Origin of the sequence: Pseudomonas sp. SCA2728.1_7 (genome assembly GCF_018138145.1) — a bacterium.
Lineage (GTDB): Bacteria > Pseudomonadota > Gammaproteobacteria > Pseudomonadales > Pseudomonadaceae > Aquipseudomonas > Aquipseudomonas koreensis_A.
The window spans coordinates 4,708,575-4,732,895 of the sequence record NZ_CP073104.1 but is presented as its reverse complement, the minus strand read 5'-3'; the positions used below and the strand labels follow the sequence as shown (position 1 = coordinate 4,732,895).

Annotated in this window: 20 protein-coding genes; 14 read left to right on the top strand and 6 right to left on the bottom strand. The window is 59.9% G+C overall.

What is annotated here, in order from left to right; all coding sequences use genetic code 11:
- Positions 1 to 84 precede the first annotated feature (84 nt).
- From KBP52_RS21100 to rarD, 5 genes are all read left to right on the top strand, one after another.
- Positions 85 to 819, top strand: coding sequence for a ComF family protein (locus tag KBP52_RS21100; RefSeq protein ID WP_212620902.1), 735 nt, complete (start codon positions 85 to 87; stop codon positions 817 to 819).
- A 185-nt stretch (positions 820 to 1,004) separates the two neighbouring features.
- Entirely contained in the window at positions 1,005 to 1,769 is a 765-nt protein-coding gene (locus KBP52_RS21095) for a TOBE domain-containing protein (protein WP_212620901.1), read from the top strand.
- Between the two features lie 70 nt (positions 1,770 to 1,839).
- On the top strand, positions 1,840 to 3,741 hold the full coding sequence (locus tag KBP52_RS21090; RefSeq protein ID WP_093429938.1) for a PhoX family phosphatase: 1,902 nt from the start codon (positions 1,840 to 1,842) through the stop codon (positions 3,739 to 3,741).
- Positions 3,742 to 3,906: 165 nt separating this feature from the next.
- Positions 3,907 to 4,881 carry a serine/threonine protein kinase gene (locus KBP52_RS21085; protein ID WP_093429937.1) on the top strand — a complete coding sequence of 325 codons (975 nt, stop codon included), beginning with the start codon at positions 3,907 to 3,909 and terminating at the stop codon, positions 4,879 to 4,881.
- A gap of 206 nt (positions 4,882 to 5,087) precedes the next feature.
- Positions 5,088 to 5,975 (top strand): EamA family transporter RarD, encoded by an 888-nt coding sequence (rarD, locus tag KBP52_RS21080; protein WP_150651671.1) that lies wholly within the window; start codon positions 5,088 to 5,090, stop codon positions 5,973 to 5,975.
- A 223-nt stretch (positions 5,976 to 6,198) separates the two neighbouring features.
- Here the strand turns inward: rarD and KBP52_RS21075 are convergent, their stop codons facing one another.
- The gene (locus KBP52_RS21075) at positions 6,199 to 6,717 is read right to left on the bottom strand and encodes a glycine cleavage system protein R (RefSeq protein ID WP_212620900.1); all 519 of its coding nucleotides are present in this window, start codon (positions 6,715 to 6,717) and stop codon (positions 6,199 to 6,201) included.
- Positions 6,718 to 7,221: 504 nt separating this feature from the next.
- On the opposite strand from KBP52_RS21075, the gene KBP52_RS21070 reads away from it, so the two are divergent.
- Positions 7,222 to 9,399: a malate synthase G gene (locus KBP52_RS21070; protein WP_212620899.1), complete on the top strand. Its 2,178-nt coding sequence runs from the start codon at positions 7,222 to 7,224 to the stop codon at positions 9,397 to 9,399.
- Between the two features lie 342 nt (positions 9,400 to 9,741).
- On the opposite strand, the gene KBP52_RS21065 is transcribed toward KBP52_RS21070, so the two are convergent.
- Entirely contained in the window at positions 9,742 to 10,188 is a 447-nt protein-coding gene (locus KBP52_RS21065) for a response regulator (RefSeq protein WP_212620898.1), read from the bottom strand.
- 258 nt (positions 10,189 to 10,446) lie between these two features.
- Here KBP52_RS21065 and KBP52_RS21060 point away from each other — a divergent pair, with 258 nt between their 5' ends.
- From KBP52_RS21060 to KBP52_RS21025, 8 genes are all read left to right on the top strand, one after another.
- Complete coding sequence (locus KBP52_RS21060) at positions 10,447 to 12,381, top strand: putative nucleotidyltransferase substrate binding domain-containing protein (RefSeq protein WP_349251744.1); 1,935 nt, start codon at positions 10,447 to 10,449, stop codon at positions 12,379 to 12,381.
- Positions 12,378 to 13,085: a 3'-5' exonuclease gene (locus KBP52_RS21055; protein WP_212620896.1), complete on the top strand. Its 708-nt coding sequence runs from the start codon at positions 12,378 to 12,380 to the stop codon at positions 13,083 to 13,085. Before KBP52_RS21060 ends, KBP52_RS21055 begins: the two co-directional genes overlap by 4 nt.
- Before the next feature lie 336 nt (positions 13,086 to 13,421).
- Complete coding sequence (locus KBP52_RS21050; RefSeq protein WP_249122202.1) at positions 13,422 to 13,898, top strand: RNA polymerase sigma factor; 477 nt, start codon at positions 13,422 to 13,424, stop codon at positions 13,896 to 13,898.
- A complete protein-coding gene (locus KBP52_RS21045; protein ID WP_212620894.1) occupies positions 13,895 to 14,869 on the top strand; it encodes a FecR family protein in 975 nt (324 codons plus the stop codon). Before KBP52_RS21050 ends, KBP52_RS21045 begins: the two co-directional genes overlap by 4 nt.
- Before the next feature lie 208 nt (positions 14,870 to 15,077).
- Positions 15,078 to 17,504: a TonB-dependent siderophore receptor gene (locus KBP52_RS21040; RefSeq protein ID WP_212620893.1), complete on the top strand. Its 2,427-nt coding sequence runs from the start codon at positions 15,078 to 15,080 to the stop codon at positions 17,502 to 17,504.
- A 74-nt stretch (positions 17,505 to 17,578) separates the two neighbouring features.
- The gene (locus KBP52_RS21035) at positions 17,579 to 18,709 is read left to right on the top strand and encodes a PepSY domain-containing protein (protein ID WP_212620892.1); all 1,131 of its coding nucleotides are present in this window, start codon (positions 17,579 to 17,581) and stop codon (positions 18,707 to 18,709) included.
- Positions 18,706 to 18,885 (top strand): hypothetical protein, encoded by a 180-nt coding sequence (locus tag KBP52_RS21030; protein ID WP_212620891.1) that lies wholly within the window; start codon positions 18,706 to 18,708, stop codon positions 18,883 to 18,885. The genes KBP52_RS21035 and KBP52_RS21030 overlap by 4 nt, the downstream gene beginning before the upstream one ends.
- A gap of 176 nt (positions 18,886 to 19,061) precedes the next feature.
- Positions 19,062 to 19,691 (top strand): glutathione S-transferase, encoded by a 630-nt coding sequence (locus KBP52_RS21025; RefSeq protein WP_212620890.1) that lies wholly within the window; start codon positions 19,062 to 19,064, stop codon positions 19,689 to 19,691.
- 199 nt (positions 19,692 to 19,890) lie between these two features.
- Here KBP52_RS21025 and creD read toward each other — a convergent pair whose 3' ends face one another.
- From creD to KBP52_RS21005, 4 genes are all read right to left on the bottom strand, one after another.
- Positions 19,891 to 21,261 (bottom strand): cell envelope integrity protein CreD, encoded by a 1,371-nt coding sequence (creD, locus tag KBP52_RS21020; protein ID WP_212620889.1) that lies wholly within the window; start codon positions 21,259 to 21,261, stop codon positions 19,891 to 19,893.
- Between the two features lie 184 nt (positions 21,262 to 21,445).
- Complete coding sequence (gene creC, locus KBP52_RS21015) at positions 21,446 to 22,864, bottom strand: two-component system sensor histidine kinase CreC (RefSeq protein ID WP_116028346.1); 1,419 nt, start codon at positions 22,862 to 22,864, stop codon at positions 21,446 to 21,448.
- A complete protein-coding gene (gene creB / locus KBP52_RS21010) occupies positions 22,864 to 23,544 on the bottom strand; it encodes a two-component system response regulator CreB (protein ID WP_116028347.1) in 681 nt (226 codons plus the stop codon). Before creB ends, creC begins: the two co-directional genes overlap by 1 nt.
- Before the next feature lie 73 nt (positions 23,545 to 23,617).
- Positions 23,618 to 24,121, bottom strand: a complete 504-nt coding sequence (locus KBP52_RS21005; RefSeq protein WP_007909997.1) for an ATP-dependent zinc protease — start codon at positions 24,119 to 24,121, stop codon at positions 23,618 to 23,620.
- Positions 24,122 to 24,321: the final 200 nt, after the last annotated feature.

The following is a 24,321-nucleotide window of genomic DNA, read 5'->3' as shown; positions in this document are numbered from 1 at the left end:
TCCTTGGTTATGCTTGGCTGGCGGCTGCGGGAACGGAATACCCACAGGCGCGACACGGATGTTCGGCATATTTAAGGAAGAGTCATGCGCTGTCAACCACGATACGAAGGACAGGTTTACATCTGTTTAAATAATGTACAGACCTGCTTGCTTTGCGATGAGCCGGCAGACGCAGAAATGCCAATCTGTGTGGCCTGCGAAACCGAACTGCCGTGGCTTGGCGAGCAATGCAGCACCTGCGCTTTGCCTTTGGCCGCGACGGGCCTGACCTGCGGAGAGTGCCTGCTAGAGCCGCCAGCCTTCGAACAGGTCGTTGTGCCGTGGACGTATGGCTTCCCGGTGGACAGCTTGATTACGCGCTTTAAACACAACGCAAAATGGCCGTTTGGCCACCTGCTCGCCGACGTTCTCGGGCAATACCTGCAACATCGCTTCGATGAGGGTTTGCCAAGACCCGATGCGTTGTTGCCGGTGCCGCTGGCGGGTAAGCGTCTGCGCCAACGGGGGTTCAACCAGGCGTCGATGTTGGCGCGTTGGTTGAGTCAGTCGCTGGATCTGCCGTGCGAAGAACAGGTTCTGCGGCGAGTCAAGGAGACCGACGCACAGCAGGATCTCGACGCCAAGGCGCGTAAACGCAATCTGCGTAATGCTTTCAACCTCATGCCGGATGCGCAGGTGAAAGGCCGGCATCTGGCGCTGGTTGATGATGTGCTGACCACTGGCGCCACTGCGCAGGCGCTTGCGCGTCTATTGATGGACGCTGGCGCCGCCCGGGTCGATGTCTATTGTCTGGCGCGCACGCCAAAACCCGGAAGCTGAAGCCAACACACCCCCCCCTGTAGGAGTGAGCCTGCTCGCGATAGCGTCATCATTGCCAACATTTATGCTGACTGATCCACCGCAATCGCGAGCAGGCTCACTCCTACAAGGGATCTCGGCTCGACTTGACTCTCGCGTCGCTAGCGGCCAACTTCCACGCCACCGCCACAAAAAAGCATCCATCCATGTCCATGCCTTCCCTGTTGTCCCAGCACATCGTCCGCCGTCCGCAGCGCATCGCTTTGCTGCAACACATCGCCGAACAGGGCTCGATCACCCGCGCGGCGAAAAGCGCTGGCCTGAGCTACAAAGCCGCGTGGGATGCCATCGATGAGTTGAACAACCTCGCGCAAAAACCATTGGTCGAGCGCGCCGTCGGTGGCAAGGGCGGTGGCGGCGCGAAACTCTCCAGCGAAGGCGAGCGCGTTTTGCGTCTGTACCAAAAATTGCAGGCCTTGCAGGCGCAGGTGCTGGAGGCAGCGGAAGATGCCAGCGACCTCGACCTGCTCGGTCGCTTGATGCTCAGAACCAGCGCGCGCAATCAGTTGCACGGCAAAGTCGTGGCAATCGCAGCGCAGGGCCGCAATGACCTGATACGCCTCGAACTGGCCGAAGGGTTGTGCCTCGACGCCCAGATTACCCACGACAGCACCGTGCACCTGGAGCTGCAAGCCGGCACCGAAGTGGTCGCGTTGATCAAGGCCGGCTGGCTGGAATTGCTGAGCAGCGAGCAATCTGCAACGTCTGGTCACAATCTTCTCAAAGGCACCATCGAAGCGATTCTCGACGCCGAGGACGGCCCGAGTGAAGTGCGGATTACCCTGCCCAACGGCCATACCCTCTGCGCTCTGGCTGAGCCACTCGATTTGCGCACTCGCGGGCTGACGGTCGAACAACCGGTGCAGGTGCAGTTTTCGCCGTCCAATGTGCTGATCGGCACGCCGCTGTAATCCGGCGCTGCAACGAAAGCGTCATCGACGCTCATTAAGGTAGCTGCCAAAACCAAGCAGGGAGCCTGATGTGAGCCTATTAGAAGAAAACCAATCCACTGACCTGGAAAAAATGGTCGGCCTCAGCCGTCGCGGTTTCATCGGCGCAGGCGCACTGTGCGGCGCGGCAATGTTCCTCGGCGGTAGTCTGTTGAGCCGCAGCGCACTGGCCACCGGCGTCAGCGCCGGCAACAGTCGCTTGCTCGGTTTCGAGAGCATTCCCGCTGCGACCACCGACGTCATCACGCTGCCCAAGGGCTACAAGTCTTCGGTGTTGATCAGTTGGGGCCAGCCATTGCAGAAAAACGGTCCGGCCTTCGACCCGAGCGGCAACGGCACCGCCGCCGCACAGGAAGTGCAGTTCGGCGACAACAACGACGGCATGAGCCTGTTCGCCTTCCCCGACGACCGCAACCGCGCGTTGATGGCGATCAACAACGAATACACCAACTACCGCTACCTCTACCCGCACGGCGGCATGCCGCAATCGGCCGAAGACGTGCGCAAGGCACTGGCCTGCGAAGGCGTGTCGGTGATTGAAGTGCAGCGCAAAAACGGTCAGTGGCAGTTCGTTCAGGGTTCGCGCTACAACCGCCGCATTCACGGCAACTCGCCGCTGCGCATCAGCGGCCCTGCGGCCGGTCATGACCTGATGAAAACCGCTGCCGACAAACATGGCAAGAAAGTCCTCGGCACGTTCCAGAACTGCGCCAACGGTAAAACGCCGTGGGGTACCTATCTGACCTGTGAAGAAAACTTCACCGACTGCTTCGGCAGCAGCAACGCCCAGCAGCAGTTCGACCCGGCGCAAAAGCGCTACGGCGTCTCGGTTGCCAGCCGCGAAATCAACTGGCACCCGTACGACCCGCGCTTCGACATGGCGAAAAACCCCAACGAACTCAACCGTCACGGCTGGGTGGTCGAGATCGATCCGTTCGATCCGCAATCGACCCCGGTCAAACGCACCGCGCTGGGCCGCTTCAAGCATGAAAACGCCGCCCTGGCCGAGACCGACGACGGTCGCGCCGTGGTGTACATGGGCGACGACGAGCGTGGCGAATTCATCTACAAATTCGTCAGCCGCGACCGCATCAACCACCGCAACGCCAAGGCTAACCGCGACATCCTCGACCACGGCACCCTGTACGTGGCGAAATTCGACAACGGCGACAGCAACCCCGATCACCCGAAAGGCCAGGGCCAGTGGATCGAGCTGACCCACGGCAAAAACGGCATCGACGCCAGCAGCGGTTTCGCCGATCAGGCCGAAGTGCTGATCCACGCACGCCTCGCCGCCAGTGTCGTCGGCGCGACGCGCATGGACCGCCCGGAATGGATCGTCGTCAGTCCGAAGGACGGCCAGGTCTATTGCACCCTGACCAACAATGCCAAGCGCGGCGAGGACGGCCAGCCGGTGGGCGGGCCGAACCCGCGCGAGAAGAACGTTTACGGGCAGATCCTGCGCTGGCGCACCGACCGCGACGATCACGCTTCGAAGACATTTGCCTGGGATCTGTTTGTGGTCGCCGGCAACCCGGGTGTGCATGCCGGGACACCGAAGGGTGGCTCGAAGAACATCACCCCGCAGAACATGTTCAACAGCCCGGATGGCTTGGGCTTCGACAAGGCCGGGCGTCTGTGGATTCTCACCGATGGTGATTCGAGCAACGCCGGGGATTTTGCCGGGATGGGCAATAACCAGATGCTCTGTGCAGATCCGAAGACCGGTGAAATTCGTCGGTTCATGGTCGGGCCGATTGGTTGCGAGGTGACGGGGATCAGCTTCTCGCCGGATCAGAAAACCCTGTTTGTCGGGATTCAGCATCCGGGTGAGAACGGCGGTTCGACCTTCCCTGAGCATTTGCCGAATGGCAAGCCGCGGTCTTCGGTGATGGCGATTACTCGGGAGGATGGCGGGATCGTCGGCGCCTGATACACCGCTTTCGCGAGCAGGCTCGCTCCCACAGGGATCGCATTCCAAATGTGGGAGCTGGCTTGCCAGCGATGGCGTCAGCACAGACACCAACCACCTCTCCCGCTGCCATCTGCGCTACCATGCTGGGCCGGACGCGGCAGCCTGCTGCGCGCAGGAGTCAGCATGGCCCACCCGTTTGAAACCCTCACCCCCGACCTCGTCCTTGATGCCGTTGAAAGCATCGGTTTCCTCAGTGATGCGCGCATTCTGGCGCTCAACAGCTACGAAAACCGTGTCTATCAGGTCGGCATCGAAGACTCCGAACCGCTGATCGCCAAGTTCTACCGTCCGCAACGCTGGACCAACGAAGCCATCCTCGAAGAGCACCAATTCACCTTCGAGCTGGCCAACGTCGACATCCCGGTGGTGGCGCCGCTGATCCACAACGGCGAAACACTGCACGAGCATGCCGGTTTCCGCTTCACGCTGTTCCCGCGTCGTGGCGGTCGTGCGCCGGAGCCGGGCAATCTTGATCAGCTGTATCGTCTCGGCCAGTTGCTCGGGCGGATTCACGCGGTCGGCGCGACCAAGCCGTTCGAACACCGTGAAGCCCTCGCCGTGCAGAACTTCGGCCATGCCTCGCTGAACACTTTGCTCGAAGGCAATTTCATTCCGAAAAGCCTGCTGCCGGCCTACGAGTCCGTCGCCCGCGACCTGCTTAAACGCGTGGAAGATGCTTACGCCAACACACCGCACCAGAACATCCGCATGCACGGCGACTGCCACCCCGGCAACATGATGTGCCGCGACGAAATGTTCCACATCGTCGACCTCGACGACTGCCGCATGGGCCCGGCGGTGCAGGACATCTGGATGATGCTCGCCGGCGACCGCCAGGAATGTCTCGGGCAGTTGTCGGAATTGATGGACGGCTACAACGAGTTTCACGACTTCGACCCGCGCGAACTGGCGCTGATCGAGCCGCTGCGCGCCTTGCGCCTGATGCACTACAGCGCCTGGCTGGCGCGGCGTTGGGATGATCCGGCGTTCCCGCACAGCTTTCCGTGGTTCGGCACCGAACGTTATTGGGGCGATCAGGTGCTGGCGTTGCGTGAGCAACTGTCCGCGCTGAATGAAGAGCCACTGAAACTTTTCTGATCACCACCTCCCCCTTGTAGGAGTGAGCCTGCTCGCGATAGCGCTTTGTCAGTCGACGTAAATGTTAAATGTCAGACCGCGATCGCGAGCAGGCTCACTCCGACATTTGCTCGGTGTTCACAATTTCCCGACCATTGTGCTACGGCACTCGCCGGCAAACCTCCTTACAATCCCTCCTTTGTTAGCTGCCTAAGCAAGGATTCTGCATGCAAGCCGCCAACCCGCGTCGCGGGTACATTCTGGGCCTGAGTGCCTACATCATCTGGGGCCTGTTCCCGATCTACTTCAAAGCCATCGCCGAAGTGCCGGCCGTCGAGATCATCATCCATCGGGTGTTGTGGTCGGCGCTGTTCGGCGCGCTGTTGCTGATGGTGTGGAAACACCCGGGCTGGTGGCGCGAGTTGCTCGACAACCCCAAACGCCTGGCGATTCTGGCCCTGAGCGGCACACTGATCGCGGCCAACTGGCTGACCTACGTATGGTCGGTGAACAACGGACGCATGCTGGAAGCAAGCCTCGGTTACTACATCAACCCGTTGGTCAACGTGCTGTTGGGCATGTTGATTCTCGGCGAACGCCTGCGGCGGATGCAGTGGCTTGCGGTCGGTCTGGCGGCGGTCGGTGTCGCGCAACAGGTGTGGCAGGTCGGCAGTCTGCCGTGGGTGTCGCTGGTGCTGGCGCTGACGTTCGGCTTCTACGGTCTGATCCGCAAACAGGCGCCGGTCAAGGCGTTGCCGGGGCTGGTGGTGGAGACCTGGATGCTGGTGCCGATCGCGATTGCCTGGCTGCTTTTCAACCAGACCGCGACCAGCGCTCAACCGGAGTTCTGGACCACTTCCCAAGCCTGGTGGCTGGTGGCAGCCGGGCCGGTGACGTTGATCCCACTGGTGTGCTTCAACGCCGCCACGCGTCACTTGCCGTACACCACGATAGGCTTCCTGCAATACCTGGCGCCGACCCTGGTGCTGTTGCAAGCGGTGCTGTTGTTCGGAGAGCACTTGTCGTCGAGCACGTTAGTCGCGTTTATCTTCATCTGGGCCGGTCTGGCCGTTTACAGCGTCGATGCGGTGATCAGTTTGCGTCGGCGCAGCTGATCAAAAAACGCACAAACCCTCGCAGGCTACGGTTCTCGTGGCCTGCAACGTTCCTTCCCAAGGTTATCCACAGCGTGATCCCCGCCGTTTGTGTGCAAGTCACTGAATGTTGGCGGTTTTTTGATCAGTTCCGCGCAAGCCCCGGCCGGCTTGACGCTGCGCCCGGTCTCTACAGGTTATCCACAGGCAGGTGCACGTTTAAACTGGATAACCCGGCCAGCGCTTAAACGTCTGTGCGTAACACCAGTTCGACCATCAGATCGTCGGCCAGGGTTTCCAAGCGCGACTGCAAGACGTCGAGCGACAAGGTCAGCGGCACCGCGAGAATCGCCTCGGCGTGGAACAGTGGTTCACTACTCATCGGCGCTGGGCGCACTTCGGTTACCAGCCGCTCAAGATTGACGCCCTGCTCGCTCAAAAGCCGTGTGATGTCGCGGACGATGCCGGGCCGATCATTGCCCACCAACTCCATGGAGATCGGCTTCCACGTGCAGGATTGCTCGATGCCACTCTCGGCAATCAATACGCGGATGCCATGCGTCGACAGTGCTTGTAAGGAATCGACTAATTCGTCGTAAGCCTCCGCCGGCACGCCCACCTGAAGAATCCCGGCGAACTGCCCGGCCATCCGCGACATGCGGCTTTCCAGCCAGTTACCGCCGTGCTCGGCGATGCATTGGGCGATGCGCTCGACCTGTCCGGGCTTGTCCGGGGCGAAAACAGTGAGTACGAGATGGTCCATGGCGTCGCCCTCTTGTCATGACTTTTGTTATAGAAGGGGAAGTATAGGCAAGGGTCGAATTTGCGTTGAGGCGAGCGACGCTTTCGCGAGCAGGCTCGCTCCCACATAAACCGCTGCCATAGCAGCCAATTACTATTTATGTGTACAACTTTTTATATTTAGCTGGAACAATCCATCTGTTTTTTGAGAACATCCCGTTCCGCGATGTGACCGCAATGCGACATGAGGTCGCAGAACGACGTAATTAGTCTGATTTTCACAAGCGCAACTCATCATGTAGTATGCCGCAGCGCGCACTACATAACGCTGGATCGATGTCTGCCCAAGGCCTGTTCGCAACCCTGAAAGCCCCGTCAGCAAGGCCCCAAGCCTTTGATTGGTCCCAGCCCAGCCGCCCGCAATGGCATGTACTGGTCGGCAGGATTGTGGTTTAAATGGCCAGAGGCTTCATTGTCAAAATTGAAGAGCTGAAAAGCGAAATAGCTGAGCAGAGTGAGGCAAGCAATGACTGAACACGTTCAAGTCGGTGGCCTGCAGGTCGCCAAAGTCCTGTTCGACTTCGTGAACAACGAAGCCATTCCCGGTACCGGCCTCACCGCCGAAAAATTCTGGGAAGGTGCCGACAAGGTCATTCATGACCTGGCGCCGAAGAACAAAGCCCTACTCGCCAAACGCGATGACTTCCAGGCTCGTATCGATGCCTGGCACCAGGAACGCAACGGTCAGGCGCACGACGCCGTGGCCTATAAAGCCTTCCTGCAAGAAATCGGTTATCTGCTGCCAGAAGCGGCTGATTTCCAGGCAACGACACAAAACGTCGATGATGAAATCGCCCGTACCGCCGGCCCGCAACTTGTTGTGCCGGTGATGAACGCCCGCTTCGCTCTCAATGCCTCGAACGCCCGCTGGGGTTCGTTGTACGACGCCCTCTACGGCACCGACGCGATCAGCGAAGACGGTGGCGCAGAAAAAGGCAAAGGCTACAACAAGGTGCGTGGCGACAAAGTCATCGCCTTCGCCCGTGCGTTCCTCGATGAAGCTGCGCCATTGGCTGCTGGCTCCCATGTCGATTCGACCGCCTACAAAATCGCTGACGGCAAACTGCTGGTCACCCTCAAGGGCGGCAGCAACACTGGCCTGCGCGATGACGCACAACTGATCGGTTTCCAGGGCGACGCCAACGCGCCAATCGCGATCCTGCTGAAACACAACGGTCTGCATTTCGAAATCCAGGTCGACGCCACCACCCCGGTTGGCCAGACCGATGCCGCCGGCGTCAAAGACATCCTGATGGAAGCGGCGCTGACCACCATCATGGACTGCGAAGACTCCGTGGCCGCTGTCGATGCCGACGACAAAGTGGTGATCTACCGCAACTGGCTCGGCCTGATGAAGGGCGACCTGGCGGAATCCGTGTCCAAGGGCGGTCAGACCTTCACCCGCACCATGAACCCGGATCGCACCTACACCGCGCCGAATGGCGGTGAAGTGACTTTGCACGGTCGTTCGCTGTTGTTCGTGCGTAACGTGGGTCACCTGATGACCATCGACGCGATCCTCGACAAAGACGGTAACGAAGTGCCGGAAGGCATTCTCGACGGTCTGGTCACTTGCCTCGCGGCGATGCACAACCTCAACGGCAACACCTCGCGCCGCAACACCCGCACCGGTTCGGTCTACATCGTTAAGCCGAAGATGCACGGTCCGGAAGAAGCGGCGTTCACCAACGAGCTGTTCGGCCGCATCGAAGACGTGCTGGGCCTTACGCGCAACACCCTGAAAGTCGGGATCATGGACGAGGAGCGCCGCACCACGGTCAACCTCAAGGCCTGCATCAAGGCAGCCAGCGAGCGCGTGGTGTTCATCAACACCGGTTTCCTCGACCGCACCGGCGACGAAATCCACACCTCCATGGAAGCCGGCCCGGTTGTGCGCAAGGCTGACATGAAGGCTGAGAAGTGGATCGGCGCCTACGAGAACTGGAACGTCGATATCGGTCTGAGCACCGGCCTGCAGGGTCGTGCGCAAATCGGTAAAGGCATGTGGGCAATGCCGGATCTGATGGCGGCGATGCTTGAGCAGAAAATCGCTCACCCGCTGGCCGGCGCCAACACCGCTTGGGTTCCATCGCCGACCGCTGCTGCGCTGCACGCGCTGCACTACCACAAGGTCGACGTGTTCGCCCGTCAGGCCGAACTGGCCAAACGTGCTCGTGCTTCGGTGGACGACATCCTGACCATCCCGCTGGCGGTCAACCCGAACTGGACGCCAGAGCAGATCAAGAACGAACTGGACAACAATGCCCAGGGCATTCTCGGTTACGTAGTGCGCTGGATCGACCAGGGTGTCGGCTGTTCGAAAGTGCCGGACATCAATGACGTCGGCCTGATGGAAGACCGTGCCACGCTGCGTATCTCCAGCCAGCACATCGCCAATTGGCTGCGCCACGGCGTGGTCACCGAAGCGCAAGTGATGGAAAGCCTCAAGCGCATGGCACCGGTGGTGGATCGTCAGAACGCCAACGACCCGCTGTACCGTCCGCTGGCACCGAACTTCGACAGCAACATCGCCTTCCAGGCGGCGGTCGAACTGGTGATCGAAGGCACCAAACAGCCGAACGGCTACACCGAGCCGGTATTGCACCGTCGTCGTCGCGAGTTCAAGGCTGCGAACGGCCTGTAAATTTGCGCTGATGTGAAAAAGCCCTGGTCGAGAGATCAGGGCTTTTTTGTTTGTGCGGTGTGGGCTGGTATTTGTGGTGGGCTTGAGATCGATCCCCCTCACCCCAGCCCTCTCCCCCAAGGGGTAGAGGCGGGAAAGGGAGCCGATCTATATGCTTTTCAAAATCTGGGCTCGGCTCAGGAACTGCCAAGGGTAGAGGAGTAAGGGGGCCGATCTTTGTGTTTTTCAAAACCGGAGTTCGACTGAGGAATTTCAGGTCGGTGTACCTCGAATATTCACCGCGGTCAGTCCCCTCTCCCTCTGGGCGGTCCGACGTTTCGGGAGGGCTAGGGTGAGGGGCTTCTAAGGCTCAATCCCCAATTCATGTTTCACCAACGCCAACAACTTGCCCGTATCAATCGGCTTGAGCAAAAAATCCACCACGCTCAAATGCATCGCCGCAATCGCGTCCTTCACATCGGCATCGCCGGAAACAATGATGATCGGCAACTCTGCCCGCTCCGATTCGCGCACTTGGCGAATCAGCTCAAGCCCATCGACATTGCCCATGCGCAGATCCGTGATCACCAGCCCAATCGAGGGTTTTTCCGAAAGCATCTTCAGCGCCGTTTCGCCACTGGCTGCGGTCAGGCAACGAATGCCGTCCAACGCGAGAATCTCCGACAACAGCTCCCGGGCGTCCTTGTCGTCATCAACGATCAATACACGCTGAGGTGGAAGATCAGGTTCGAGCATGACTGCACTGAGCGCTTCTCGCTCGGCATCGCTCAAAATATCGTGGTCGGACATGGCATTCTCTAAGTATTCAAAACAGTCCCTTGGCAAGTGGTCAGACATCGCGGGGCAGAGCTTCAATGTGCACTTCGTCGGATTTTTTTCCAAGGGGGCAAACAAGGGAATTTCCGACTGTTTGTGTAGGGCATCTCCGAAACCGCGCCAATGGTGGCAAAACCTAGACTTACGTCCAATGGGCACCCTGTCCGTAGGGGTCGACCATGGCCGTAACGATCCGACAACAACAATTCGAAAAAGACTGCGGTAATGGTTATGAGTAAAGCGGACGCCTTCACCCAGGCAGGGAAAACCGCGGTATTGCAGAACATTCAGGGTACCCTGCAATTCCTTCAGCGCTTCCCGCCCTTCAATCAGATGGAACACGCCCACCTGGCTTATCTGGTGGAGCAATGTCAGCTGCGTTTCTACGGCCAGGGCGAGAGCATCATCAAACCCGCCGACGGCCCGGTCGAACACTTCTATATCGTCAAGCAAGGTCGGGTGGTCGGCGAACGTCAGCACATCACCAAGCCCGGCACCGAAACCACGTTTGAAATCACCACCGGCGAATGTTTTCCGCTGGCCGCACTGCTCGGCGAACGCGCGACGCGCACCGAACACCTGGCCGGCGAGGACACCTTCTGCCTGCAATTGAACAAACTGGCCTTCATCAAACTGTTTGCCCTTTCCAACGCCTTCCGTGATTTCGCCTTGCGCGGGGTCAGCAGCCTGCTTGATCAGGTCAATCAGCAAGTGCAGCAGAAAGCCGTGGAAACCCTCGGCACCCAGTATTCGCTGAACACCCGACTGGGCGAACTGGCGATGCGTCACCCGGTAACCTGCAGCCCCGACACGCCACTGCGTGAAGCGGTGAAGCTGATGCACGAACAGCAGGTCGGCAGCATCGTTGCGGTGGATGAACACAAGGCACCGCTGGGGATTTTCACCCTGCGCGATTTGCGCCATGTCGTGGCCGAAGGCATCGGCGATTTCAGTGAGGCCATCGAGCGCCACATGACGCCTTCGCCCTTTTATCTGTCGCCGGATCACAGTGCTTTCGATGCGGCGATTGCCATGACCGAACGGCACATCGCCCACGTCTGCCTGGTCAAGGATCAGCGTCTGTGCGGCGTAGTCTCCGAGCGCGATCTGTTTTCCCTGCAACGGGTCGATCTGGTGCATCTGGCGCGGACGATTCGCAGCGCCCAGCGCGTCGAACAACTGGTCAGCCTGCGCGGCGAGATCGGCCAACTGGTCGAACGCATGCTCGCTCATGGCGCGTCGTCGACGCAGATCACCCACATCATCACCCTGCTCAACGACCACACCGTGTGCCGCGTGATCGAGCTCACCCTCGCGGAAAAAGGCGATCCCGGCGTGCCGTTCAGCTGGCTGTGTTTCGGCAGCGAAGGCCGCCGCGAGCAGACGCTGCACACCGATCAGGACAACGGCATTTTGTTCGATGCGAGAGACGCAGCACATGCGGCGGAAATTCGCGGAAAGCTGCTGCCGGTCGCCCAGCAGATCAACCAGAGTCTGGCGCTGTGCGGTTTCACTCTGTGCAAGGGCAACGTCATGGCCGGCAACCCCGAGCTGTGTTTGTCGCGGGCAGAATGGGCACGGCGCTTTGCGGCTTTTATTCGTGAGGCGACGCCGGAGAATCTGTTGGGTTCGAGTATCTACTTTGATCTGCGCGTGGTCTGGGGCGATGAAAAAGGCTGCGATCAATTGCGCCAAGGCATTCTCGATCAGGTCGGCGACAACCGTTTGTTCCAGCGCATGATGGCCGAGAACGCCCTGCGCAATCGTCCGCCAGTTGGGCGTTTCCGCGAGTTTGTGCTGGCGCGCAAGAATGGCGAGAAAGCCACGCTGGACCTCAAGGTGCAGGGGCTGACGCCGTTCGTGGATGGCGCACGATTGCTGGCGCTGGCCAACGGCATCGACGCCAACAACACCCTCGAACGTTTCCGTCAGTTGGTCGAGAAAGAAGTCATCGAGCGACTGGATGGCGCGGCGTATGAAGAGGCGTATCACTTCATTCAGCAAACGCGCATGCAGCAGCATCAACTGCAGACGCGGGAGAACCTGCCCTATTCCAACCGCGTCGACCCGGACAGCCTCAATCACCTCGACCGGCGCATCCTGCGAGAATCCCTGCGCCAGGCCCAGCGCCTGCAAAGCAGCCTGACGTTGCGGTATCAGCTATGAGCCTGTTTTCGTGGCTGCGTCCGGCGAGTGCGGTGGTGCCGGTGGATTTTCAGCAGCGTCTGGCGCAGTTGCCGACGATTACCGAACTGCGCGAATGCACGTTGCGCGAACAACGTTGGGTGGTGCTGGATCTTGAAACTACCGGGCTGAATCTGAGCAAAGACCGTGTGCTGTCGATTGGCGCGGTGGTGATCGAGGACGGCGCGATCGACTTCAGCCAGCAGTTCGAACGCACGCTGCAATGTCGCGAATTGAAGCTCAGCCCCAGCGTGTTGATTCACGGATTGGGGCCGAATGCGATTGCCGCCGGCAGTGAGCCGGCCGAGGCGCTGCTGGAGTTATTGGAGTTTATCGGTGAAAGCCCGGTATTGGCGTTTCATGCGCCGTTTGATCAGCACATGCTCGGGCGCGCGTTGAAGGAGCATTTGGGGCACAAGTTGCAGCAGGTGTTTCTTGATGTCGCCGACATTGCACCGCTGGTGTGTCCGCAGGCGAATATTCGTGAGGCCGGGCTGGATGAGTGGATCGACTGGTTCAAGCTTGAGGTGTTCGAGCGGCATAACGCGAGCGCCGATGCGCTGGCGACGGCGGAACTGGCGTTGATTCTGTTCAGCCGGGCGCGGGGACAGCAGATTCATAGTCCGTTGAATTTGCAGCAGCGGTTGAGTCAGTGGAAGCGTAGGCAGCAGGTGCCTTCGTTTTAAATCAAAAGCCCCTCACCCCAGCCCTCTCCCAGAGGGAGAGGGAGCCGACCGAAGTGTCTGACGCTTTATATCGACCTGAAAGATCGAGTCGATTATGGATTCACCAAAGATCGCTCAGGTCGGAGTACCTCCAGAATATCCCCCGATCGGTCCCCTCTCCCTTTGGGAGAGGGCTAGGGTGAGGGTCTGCCTTTAACCGCCCACCTGACCAGTGGCCAATTGCTAACCATTCCCACCTCTGCCACAATCGCGAACAATTCGCGTTAGTTAACATTTCCCAATCGGTGATGTCCGGTGTCGTCAGTCCCAAGCCCTAACAGTGAGCTCGTCGGTGCGATGTATCGCGACCATCGCGGTTGGCTGCTGGCTTGGCTGCGGCGCAATGTAGCGTGCCCAGAGCGCGCCGAAGACCTGAGCCAAGATACCTTTGTGCGCCTGCTCGGTCGCGACGACATGCTGACACCGCGCGAGCCGCGCGCTTTTCTGGTGGCGATCGCCAAAGGTCTGCTGTTTGACTACTTCCGCCGCGCGGCCCTGGAACAGGCCTACCTCACCGAGTTGATGCTGATCCCCGAAGGCGAACAACCGTCGGTGGAAGAACAGCAAATGATCCTCGAAGACCTCAAAGCCATCGACCGCTTGCTCGGCAAGCTGTCGACCAAGGCCCGCGCCGCGTTCCTTTATAACCGCCTCGATGGCCTCAGCCATGCCGAGATCGCCGACAAGCTCAGCGTCTCGGTGCCGCGCGTTCGGCAATATCTGGCGCAAGGCATTCGGCAGTGCTACATCGCCCTGTACGGGGAACCGACATGAGTCCGGCCAGTTCCAGACCGGTGCCGGCCCATGTGCTGGACGCAGCGATTGCCTGGCAACTGACCCTCGACTCGAGCAGTCCGCTGGAGCGCGAAGAGTTCGCCAAATGGCACGCGGCCCATGAAGAGCACGCCCGTGCCTGGCGGCAGTTGGGCACGCTTGATCAGCGTTTCAGCGTGGCCAAGGGCCCGGCCCGCAGCGCCTTGCTGCAATCGCGCGAAGGTATTCGGCGGCGTGTACGCAAGCTCGGCAGTGGGCTGGCCAGCGTTGTGGTGCTTGTCGGTCTGGGGCTGTTTGCCAGCGAACGGTTTATACCGCTGGATTACTGGCTCGCCGATCAACGCACTGCTACGGGCGAACAGCGCACCGTGCGCCTGGCTGACGGCACTGTGCTGAATCTCAATACCCACAGTGCGGTGGACGTGCGTTTTGATGAAAAACGCCGATTGATCGTCCTGCAGGAAGGCGAAATTCTCGTCGAAACCGGTCATGGCGATGCGCGCCCGTTCATCGTCGAAACCCGCGAAGGCAGCATGCGCGCCTTGGGTACGCGGTTTCTGGTCAAGCGTGAAGACGAAGGCACGCGTCTGAGCGTGTTGCAGTCGGCGGTCGCGGCGCACCCGCTATCCAGCCCTGAAGAGCAAATCCTCCATGAAGGCCAGCAAGTGCTGCTGCGCAGTGACGGGTTGGGCTCGATTGTCGCGCTCAATCCCGGCGCAGATGCCTGGACCCGAGGCATGTTGGTGGTGGATAACGCGCGACTCGGCGATCTGGTGCATGAGCTCGGGCGTTATCGTCGTGGGCATCTGGGCGTGGCGCCGGAAGTCGCGGATTTACGCATCACCGGCAGCTTCCCGCTGCATGACACCGATAAAGCCTTGAGCGCATTGCTGCCGACTTTGCCGGTGCAGATCGAGCGGCATACGCCGTATTGGGTCACAGTCGCGAAGGCTGATATCAAGCCTGAGTGAGGTGGCGGCTGAGCTATTGCTATCGCGAGCAGGCTCACTCCTACAGTTGAAATACGTTCCCCTGTAGGAGTGAGCCTGCTCGCGATGGCGTCATCCGCTACAACGCTATTTTCCCTAAATCGAAATTATTTTCATCCAGCCCTATCACTTTCTGCTTTTCATCCGGCACACAGGCAATTGAGAAATATTTCCATTCAGGAGCCGCCGTATGTCCCGTTCGCTAGACACCTTGTTGCGCCCCAGTCTGCTGGCCGTCGCCATCGCGCTCAGCGCACCGCTGATCAGCAGTCCGTTGCTCGCCGCTGAACAAGCGTCCAGCGTGCGCGCCTACAACCTGCCGGCGGCGCCACTGTCGACCACCCTGAACCAGATCGCCAGCCAGGGCGGCATCGCGCTGTCGCTGAATCCGTCGCTGGCGGCGGGCAAGACTTCGGCACCGGTCAACGGCCAGTACGATGCGGCAGGCGCTCTGCGCGCGGCGCTGCGTGGCACCGGTCTGCAACTGGAGCAAAGCAGCACCGGCACCTACAGTCTGGTCGCCGTGCCTGAAGGGACGTTGGCCCTGCCGGAAACTTCCGTCATCGGCGTAGAAAACCTGGAAAGCGCCTGGGGCCCGGTCGAAGGCTACACCGCCACCCGCACCGCCGCCGGCAGCAAGACCGACACCGCGCTGGTCGAAGCACCGCGTTCAATCTCCGTCGCCACTCGCCAGCAAATGGACGACCGCAGCGTGCACAGCCTCGATGATGCCGTGCGCTACATGCCAGGCATCACCGCCAGCAGCTACGGCAGCGACACCCGCGCCGACTGGCTGCGTGTGCGCGGTTTCGAACCGACCCAGTTCCTCGACGGCCTGCCGCTGCCAAAAGGCGTGTACGCCAACCCGAAACAGGAAACCTGGAACCTCGACCGCCTCGCCCTGCTGCGCGGCCCAGCCTCTTCGGTTTACGGCCAGACCCCGCCGGGCGGCCTGCTGGACATGGTCAGCCGTCGCCCAAGTGCTGAAGCCAGCAACGAAATCCAACTGCAATACGGCAGTGACAACCATCGCCAGATCAACTTCGCCAGCACCGGCAAGATCGATGACGCCGGTCAGTTTCTCTACGGCCTCAGCGGTGTGGTGCGCGACAGCGGCACCCAGGTCGATCACGTCGACAACAAGCGCTACAACATCGCGCCGAGCCTGACCTGGAACATCAACGACGACACCAAGCTCACCCTGCTGAGCCAGTTCACCCGCGACGATACCGGCATCACCAGCCAGTTCCTGCCGGTGCAGGGCACCAAGATCAAGTCACCGCTCGGCGATATTTCCCACCACAAGAACCTGGGTGATCCGGACTGGGAATATTACGATCGCACCTACTACGCGCTGGGCTATGCCTTCGAACATCGTCTGAACGATGTCTGGCAGTTCAAGCAGAACCTGCGCTACACCAAGTCGAATCTGTCGTTCCAGTCGCTGACCCCGGGGTCCTACCCATTCACCGAAGTGGATGATCAAGGCAATGTCGGGCGCACCAGCACCAGCGTCGAAGAAGACATCAGTCAGTTCGCCGTGGACAACAACTTCCAGGCCGACTTCGCCACCGGCGACATCCGCCACACTCTGCTGCTGGGCCTTGATCACCAGCGCAGCAACACCAACTACACCTCTATCTTCGGTGATGGCCTGCCCACCAACGTCATCACGCCGATCTACGGTCAGCCGATCGTGCGCCCGGCACGCTCGACGGCGTTTTACGATTACGACCAGAAGACCTACCAGACCGGCCTGTACATCCAGGACCAGATGGCCCTCGACCAGTGGCGCCTGACCCTCGGCGGCCGTGAGGACTGGGTGCACACCAGCACCAAATTCCTCAACAAGGGTGATGCCACCAACACCCAGCGCGACAAGGCCTTCAGTGGCAACGCAGCGCTCAGCTACGTGTTCGACAACGGTTTCGTGCCGTACCTGTCGTACGCCGAATCCTTCCAGCCGACCACGGGCGCCGACGCTACTTCGACCGGCTCGCTCAAACCGACCGAAGGCAAGCAGTGGGAACTGGGCATCAAGTACCAGCCACCGGGCAGCAAAACCCTGCTGACCGCTGCCGTATACGACCTCACTCAGAAGAACGTTTCGGTCAACACCTTCGTCAACAACGTGTCGATCACCAGCCAGACCGGCGAAGTGAAAGTCAAAGGCCTGGAGCTGGAAGCGGTTTCCGACGTCACCGACAACCTGAAAGTCATCGCTGCCTACACCCTGGCCAAATCGGAAGTGCAGAATGGCGTCGACAAAGGCAATCGCCTGCAACTGATGCCGAACCAGCAAGCGTCGCTGTGGACCGATTACACCTGGCACGCCGGCGTGCTCGACGGCTTCGGCATTGGCGGTGGCGTGCGTTACACCGGCAACACCTACGGCGACAAGGCCAACACCTGGCTGGGCAAGGCGGATGCCTACACCGTGTTCGACGCTTCGGTGCATTACGACCTCGGTCGTCTGGACAACAGCCTCAAAGGCGCGTCGCTGGCGGTCAACGCGACCAACCTGTTCGACAAGGAATACATTTCCACCTGCGACAGCTTCTACTGCTACTACGGCGACACGCGCAGTGTCGTCGCCAGCGCCACTTACAAGTGGTAAGCGATTGAGCTGAAACAGGCCCTGTGACCAGGCCGTCCCTCGTGGACGGCTTTGGTGTTTTTGAAGGTCATGAAATGAAAAGTAAAACAATTCGTCGCTGGTCGTTCATCCACACCTGGACCAGCCTGATTTGCACCGTGTTTTTGTTGCTGCTGGCACTGACCGGTTTGCCACTGATTTTCCATCACGAGATCGAGCACCTGCTCGGCGACGCACCCGAAGTGCGCGAGATGCCGGCCGACACGCCGCGCCTGAATCTGGCGCAACTGGTCGAGGCTGCCGAAAAGCATCGCCCCGACGAAGTCGTGCAGTACTTCGGTTTCGATGACGATGAGCCGAATGCCGTTCTGACGATCATGGCGAAAACCGCCGGCACCGAGCCGAATTCGTCGCACACCTTCATGCTCGATGCGCGTACCGGTGAAGCACTGGAAACGCCGTCGGCCAACGGCGGCTTGATGCTGTTCATCCTGCGCCTGCACGTCGACATGTTTGCCGGATTGCCGGGTAAATTGCTGCTGGCGTTCATGGGCATGTTGTTTGTCGTGGCCATCGTGTCTGGAACGGTGCTGTACCTGCCGTTCATGCGCCGCTTGAAGTTCGGCACGGTGCGTCAGGACAAATCAACCCGCTTGCGCTGGCTCGACCTGCATAACCTGATCGGCGTTGTCACCCTGACCTGGGCGCTGGTGGTCGGCGTGACTGGCGTGATCAGCGCTTGCGCAGACCTGTTGATCGCCGCTTGGCGCAACGATGCACTGACTGCGCTGATCGAACCCTACCGCGATGCGCCACCGCTGACCCACCTGGCGCCGGCCACGGGTTTGCTCGATATCGCCGCCGAAGTGGCACCGGACATGAAAGCGGATTTCATTGCCTTCCCCGGCACACGGTTTTCCAGCGAACACCACTACTCGGTGTTCATGAAGGGCGGTACGCACCTGACCTCGCATCTGCTGACGCCGGTGCTGATCGATGCCACCACGCTGCAGGTCACCGCCGTGGCCGAACGGCCGTGGTACATGGACGCCATGGGCGTGTCGCAACCGCTGCACTTCGGTGACTACGGCGGCATGCCAATGAAAATCCTCTGGGCCACGCTTGATGTGCTGACCATCATCGTGCTCGGCAGTGGCGTGTATCTGTGGGTGGTGCGGCGCAAAGCGGCCAAGCCTGTGCTGGAAACGGCGGAGGCGTCTGCATGAAGCCACGTCAGTCGAATTTCTGGAAGGTATTCAGCACGCCGATCGTGATTGCGTTGCTCAGTGCTGCAGGGTTGTTTGCGGCGTTGCTTGGGGATGGGATTTGGGATGCGCTGAGCTGGATCGGGCTGGGTGTGCCGGCATTTCTGGCCATAAGAGGATTGCTGCAACGAAGCTGAAAAACCTTTGTAGGAGTGAGCCTGCTCGCGATAGCGGTGGATCAGTCAACATAGTTGTTGAATGTTATTACGCTATCGCGAGCAGGCTCACTCCTACATTTGGATCGGCGCAAGGCTTGAGCTCGTGCACTGACAGGCTATGCTGCTCCCTCATCGTACTGATCGAGACCCTGCCAATGTCCGCCCCCAGCATGACCCTGTACCACAACACGCTCTCCCCGTTCGTGCGCAAAGTGATGGTGTTGCTGCACGAAACCGGCCAGCAGGATCGCGTCGCCCTGCAAGACTGCGTACTCAGCCCGGTCAGCCCGAGCGCCGAGCTCAATGTCGACAACCCGCTGGGCAAGATCCCTGCCCTGCGCCTGGCCGATGGCAATGTCATCCATGACAGCCGCGTCATCCTCGATTACCTCGACCAGCAGCACGTCGGCAACCCGCTGATCCCGCGCGAAGGTTCGGCGCGCTGGCGGCGTCTGACCCTGGCCTCGATGGCCGACGGGATCATGGATGCGTCGGTGATGGTGCGTTATGAAATGGTCCTGCGTGCTCCGGAAAAGCATTGGGACGAATGGCTCGAGGCCCAGCGCGACAAGATCCGCCGCGCCCTCGCTGTACTGGAAAAGGATGCGATTGCCGAGCTGACCAGCCATTTCGATGTGGCAGCGATCAGCGTGGCATGTGCGCTGGGTTACCTCGACCTGCGTTTCCCTGATCTGGGTTGGCGTGAGGCCAACCCGCAATTGGCCAACTGGTTCTTTGAAGTGAGTCAGCGACCGTCCATGATCGCCACGATGCCCAAGCCTTAAATCGGCGGCGCCTGTTCCGGCCTCTTCGCGAGCAGGCTCGCTCCCACATTGGTTTTGGGTGTGGCAGAGAACTCTGTTTCAGCACAAATCCTGTGGGAGCGAGCCTGCTCGCGAATGCACCACCTCGGTTCCGGCGGCAGCGCTGCAAAAATCAGTGTCACCAAAACCTCCACCTCTCGCTGATCTTCACGCAACCCGCTCATTGCATCGCCCCCACATCAAACTCCAACGGCTTGGCCGGCTTCTGCCCGATCCCGTACCAATCCAGTTTGCGCGTCAGCACCATAAACACGCCGAGCAAGCCAAACAGCAACAGCGAGCCCATCAACAACGCGTAATCCTCGGCGCTCAGCAAGCCATAGAGCAGGCCGTACAGGGCCGCCAATCCCGCCGAAAAACTCAAACCATGGCGCACACTGCGCAACACGTGGCAGACATAAAACCCGATCAACAGCACACAAGCACTGGCCGATAACAAATACGCCGGGGCAAAACCAATGTGCTCCGACAACGACAGCAACAACAGATAAAAGAACGCCAGCGCCACGCCTACCAATGCGTATTGCACCGGGTGCACGGCCAGGCTCTTGAGTACTTCGAACAGAAAGAAACCGGCGAACGTCAGGACGATGAACAGCAGCGCATATTTGATCGCCCGATCGCTCTTCAGGTACTGATCCACCGGATCGATGAAGCTCACGCCAAAGCTGCGGCCGTTGAATGCCTCGCAATCATTGCTGCTCACGCAGCGGCTCATAGCGTCTTGCAGGTTGGTGGAGAAGAACGTGGTCTGCCAATCGGCGCTGAAACCCTGATCGTTGATCTCGCGTTTGCCCGGCAGGAAGTTGCCGACAAAACTCGGGTGTGGCCAGTTGGCCGTGAGGCTGACACTGCTGGTCTTGCCCACCGGCAGCACTTGCAACGAGCCGGTGCCCTGCAGGCGCAAATCGAAGCCAAAGCCAAGTTCCGTGGCTTTGCTGGTGTCGAGCAGCGGCAACGTCACTCGCACGCCTTCACCGAGCCAGCCGACTTGAGTGCCTGGCACGAAGTCCAGACGCTGACCATCGAGTTCCAGTTTCAGCGCATTTTCGATACCGCGAATGTCGCTGATACCGACAGCGAGAAACGGTGCATCGAACTGGTAGTCACTGAAATCTTCTTTGATGCCCAACTGCGCTGGCAACGAGAAATGGCCGTTGATACGGTTATCGGCGTGGAACAGCCGCGCCTCATAAATACCCCGCGCACGCAGTTCGGTCTGCACTTGGCCGTCGAGTTCGAAACGCTCCGGCAGGAAGTACAAACGACCGCGCTCTTCGCTCGGCTCGTCGTAACGCTGGTTGGTCTTGTCGTTGGTTTTCCAGTTGTGAATCACTTTGCGATACGGCACCACCATCAACGGCCCACTCAGTTGCTGGCTGGAGCTGGAACTGCGGGCGATGTCTTCGAGCACGCCATCACGCAACTGTTGGCGCTCGTCGATAACGCCGTCGATCATCAGCAGCGGGATCAGCAACAGCAGGATCAGCACGGCGATAGCGCCGAGCTTTATCGTCAGATTCTTGTTCATGGGACTCTCCCTGTTTGGATGGGAAAGTCTGGTGGTGCTGTATGAGGGGAATGTGGGGGGAATATGGAGATTGTGTGGGGAATTCACCGGCCCTATCGCGAGCAGGCTCGCTCCCACATTGGATCTGTGCCGTTCACAAATCCCCTGTGGGAGCGAGCCTGCTCGCGATAGCCGCGCCTCGGTATCAAGACAGGCGCAATGTCACTTCCACACCGTTCTCGACATTGCGAATCTGCATAGATCCACCATGCAACTTGACCACTTCTTCAACGAAGTTAAGCCCCAACCCCGTGCTTTTTCGCCCACTGTCCGGGCGCGGCAACGAGTAGAAGCGCTCGGTCAGACGCGGCAAAGCGTAGTCCGGAATCGGCGCCGTTTCATTGAACATTCGAAATTCGATCTGCTCGCCAACCCGCTCGGCACTGAACCGCAGCAGCCCCTCAACCGGGGTGAAATCCAGCGCATTCTCCAGCAGATTACCCAACGCCTGACGCAGCAAAAACGGCTCGCCAATCAACAGCAGATCCGCCGCAATGGTCTGTTCGATGCGCAATTGCTTGCCTTCAATCCGCGCCGCCTGACCTTGCAGTAACTCATCGACCAAGACCGTTAACGGCACCGCGACCCGTTCCTCCAGGCCCTGACGTTGCTCCACCTGCGCCAGATTCAGCAGTCGTTCGATCAACTGCTGCATCCGTGCACTTTCGCTGTCGATGTTGCCGACAAAGCGCAGCCGCTGAACCGGTGACATGTCCCCTTGCAGCAACTCCGCGGCGCCACGAATTGCCGCCAGCGGACTTTTCAGTTCATGGGTCAGCGTGTGCACGTAGCGCTCGACGTAAGCCTTGCCTTCCAGCTGCGTGCGCATCTGCTCCACAGCGTTAGCCAGTTGTTCCAGCTCGCCACCGCGATAGTGCGGCACTTCCACCCGCCGGCCTTCGCTCACCGCTTGGGCATAACCGGTCAAACGGTGCAGCGCGCGGCTCAACCACCACGACAGCAACGCGCCAAACAACAGACCTAAACCAATCAAACCCGCGCCGTAAAACAGCAGACGCCGTTCGGTACGATCCACATAGGGCTGCAATGAACTGTTGGGTTTGGCCACAGTGACCACGCCGATAATCTGCCCGTTATCGCGAATTGGCGCGCCGACGTGCATCACTGACGAACTCGCGTCATCCGCATCGCTGCGGCTCGAACGGGCGCCGTACTCACCGCGCAGGGTCAGGTAGACGTCGTTCCAGCGCGAGTAATCCTGACCGACCGCAACGCCACTGGAGTCGAGCACGACTATTCCTTTGGCATCGGTGACGTAGATGCGATGGTTGACCTGATTTTTCGGCAAACCCCAAATGGTCGCTTGCGGCTGGCGCTCGCCATAGGCGCGCAGCAACTCAGGCCAGCGGTTCTCACTGAGCGTGCCGGCCTTGAAATCATCGCGCAGGATTTCCGCCATCAGGTTGGCGGTATCGACCAGGGTTTCTTCGGTGGACTGACGCACGCCGGGGCGGATTTCTTCCATCACCGTGTTGAGCACGAAATACCCGGTGAGGCCGACAAACAGCACATACACCAGAAAGATCCGCAGCCCCAGCGACATCAGCTGTGCCCCGGGCTGTAGCTGTAACCGAGGCCGCGATGGGTCTGGATCGGCTCGGCATCGGCGCGGACCAGACGCAATTTGGCGCGCACGCTTTTGATATGGCTGTCGATGCTGCGTTCATAACCGGCGTCGGCCGCTACGCCCAACGCATCAAGCAGTTGTTCGCGACTGAACACCCGCTCGGGTTGTTCGAGCAGGCATTGCAGCAGGCGGAATTCGTGGCGAGTCAGGTTCAGGGTCTGGCCGCGATAAAGGATTTGAATCCGCTCCGGATCGATACGAAACAGCGCTGAACTGGCTTCAATCACAGGACGCGGTGCCATGCGTTTGAGGATGGCCTTGACCCGCGCCGCGACTTCACGCGGGCTGAATGGCTTGACCACGTAGTCGTCGGCGCCAATTTCCAGACCCACCACGCGATCAATCTCGGCATCCCGGGCGCTGAGAAACAGCACCGGCACTTCGCTGAAGCGCCGCAGTTGTTTGCAGGTTTCGAAACCGCTGATGTCCGGCAGGCCGATGTCGAGGATGATCAGATCGGCCGGCGTTTGCCGCTGATGCTCCAGCGCAGCAGCGCCGAGGCTCAGCCACGTCGTGCTGAAGCCCTCGCCTTGCAGGGCAAAAATCAGCGTGTCGGCAATCGCCGCTTCGTCTTCGACAATCAGGATATGAGGCATGGCGTCCGAGCCCTTGGGTTAAGTGCGCGAACGGTGCCCCAAGCCTGACGTTACGTCAATGAGACCACTTGGCTCAGCAGTCCGGCTTATCGGCCGTGAAGCGCCTTGCCGGGTTCACTGCCGCGCCGAATTCGCGCAAGGCCTTGGCACCGATCAGCAGCGGATAGTTGAAGTTGCTGCGGTCGGTCAGGTTGACCTCGACGGTACGCTTGACGTTACCCAGACACAGCTCCAGATCGACCACCGGGCGTTTGGCGACTTCGGTGCTTTCGCCCTCGTCCTCTTCATCCGAACGGCTCTTGATCTTGCTGATGCGCGCGACCTTGTGTTCGTAGACCTTGTTACTGGCGTCCTTGGTGCCGAGGCGGAACCGTACCCATTCATCGCCATCGCGGGTGAAGGTTTCGATGTCCTTGGCCGACAGCGAGGCGGTCAGCGCGCCAGTGTCCATCTTGGCCTTGAGCACTTCACCGCCGATTTCCGGCAGCGCGATGTATTCATAGCGCCCGTACAGGGTCGGCTCGGCGGCCATGACTGGCAGGGCGACGAGGGCAAACAGTGCAAGGAGGGATTTCACGTAAGGGGCTTCCTTGGAAATTGAGGGCGGCAGACTGGGATTTTAGACACCCATTGAGTCATTCGTTCGCCTTGAAATCGCTTTCGCGAGCAGGCTCGCTCCCACAGGGTTTTGTGCTGAGCAGACATTTTTAATGCACCTGAATCCAGTGTGGGAGCGAGCCTGCTCGCGAAGAGGCCAGCATATTCAACACAACGCTT

Excerpts from the sequence above, each read along its gene's own strand:
- KBP52_RS21075 (WP_212620900.1), bottom strand. The coding sequence starts at position 6,717 with ATGGACCATCTCGTACTCACTGTTTTCGCCCCGGACAAGCCCGGACAG.
- creC (WP_116028346.1), bottom strand. The coding sequence starts at position 22,864 with ATGTCGCTGGGGCTGCGGATCTTTCTGGTGTATGTGCTGTTTGTCGGC.
- rarD (WP_150651671.1), top strand. The coding sequence starts at position 5,088 with ATGCAAGCCGCCAACCCGCGTCGCGGGTACATTCTGGGCCTGAGTGCC.
- KBP52_RS21030 (WP_212620891.1), top strand. The coding sequence starts at position 18,706 with ATGAAGCCACGTCAGTCGAATTTCTGGAAGGTATTCAGCACGCCGATC.
- KBP52_RS21095 (WP_212620901.1), top strand. The coding sequence starts at position 1,005 with ATGTCCATGCCTTCCCTGTTGTCCCAGCACATCGTCCGCCGTCCGCAG.
- KBP52_RS21045 (WP_212620894.1), top strand. The coding sequence starts at position 13,895 with ATGAGTCCGGCCAGTTCCAGACCGGTGCCGGCCCATGTGCTGGACGCA.
- KBP52_RS21035 (WP_212620892.1), top strand. The coding sequence starts at position 17,579 with ATGAAAAGTAAAACAATTCGTCGCTGGTCGTTCATCCACACCTGGACC.
- KBP52_RS21065 (WP_212620898.1), bottom strand. The coding sequence starts at position 10,188 with ATGTCCGACCACGATATTTTGAGCGATGCCGAGCGAGAAGCGCTCAGT.
- KBP52_RS21040 (WP_212620893.1), top strand. The coding sequence starts at position 15,078 with ATGTCCCGTTCGCTAGACACCTTGTTGCGCCCCAGTCTGCTGGCCGTC.
- KBP52_RS21100 (WP_212620902.1), top strand. The coding sequence starts at position 85 with ATGCGCTGTCAACCACGATACGAAGGACAGGTTTACATCTGTTTAAAT.
- KBP52_RS21050 (WP_249122202.1), top strand. The coding sequence starts at position 13,422 with ATGTATCGCGACCATCGCGGTTGGCTGCTGGCTTGGCTGCGGCGCAAT.
- KBP52_RS21060 (WP_349251744.1), top strand. The coding sequence starts at position 10,447 with ATGAGTAAAGCGGACGCCTTCACCCAGGCAGGGAAAACCGCGGTATTG.
- KBP52_RS21085 (WP_093429937.1), top strand. The coding sequence starts at position 3,907 with ATGGCCCACCCGTTTGAAACCCTCACCCCCGACCTCGTCCTTGATGCC.
- KBP52_RS21070 (WP_212620899.1), top strand. The coding sequence starts at position 7,222 with ATGACTGAACACGTTCAAGTCGGTGGCCTGCAGGTCGCCAAAGTCCTG.
- KBP52_RS21025 (WP_212620890.1), top strand. The coding sequence starts at position 19,062 with ATGTCCGCCCCCAGCATGACCCTGTACCACAACACGCTCTCCCCGTTC.
- creD (WP_212620889.1), bottom strand. The coding sequence starts at position 21,261 with ATGAACAAGAATCTGACGATAAAGCTCGGCGCTATCGCCGTGCTGATC.
- KBP52_RS21055 (WP_212620896.1), top strand. The coding sequence starts at position 12,378 with ATGAGCCTGTTTTCGTGGCTGCGTCCGGCGAGTGCGGTGGTGCCGGTG.
- creB (WP_116028347.1), bottom strand. The coding sequence starts at position 23,544 with ATGCCTCATATCCTGATTGTCGAAGACGAAGCGGCGATTGCCGACACG.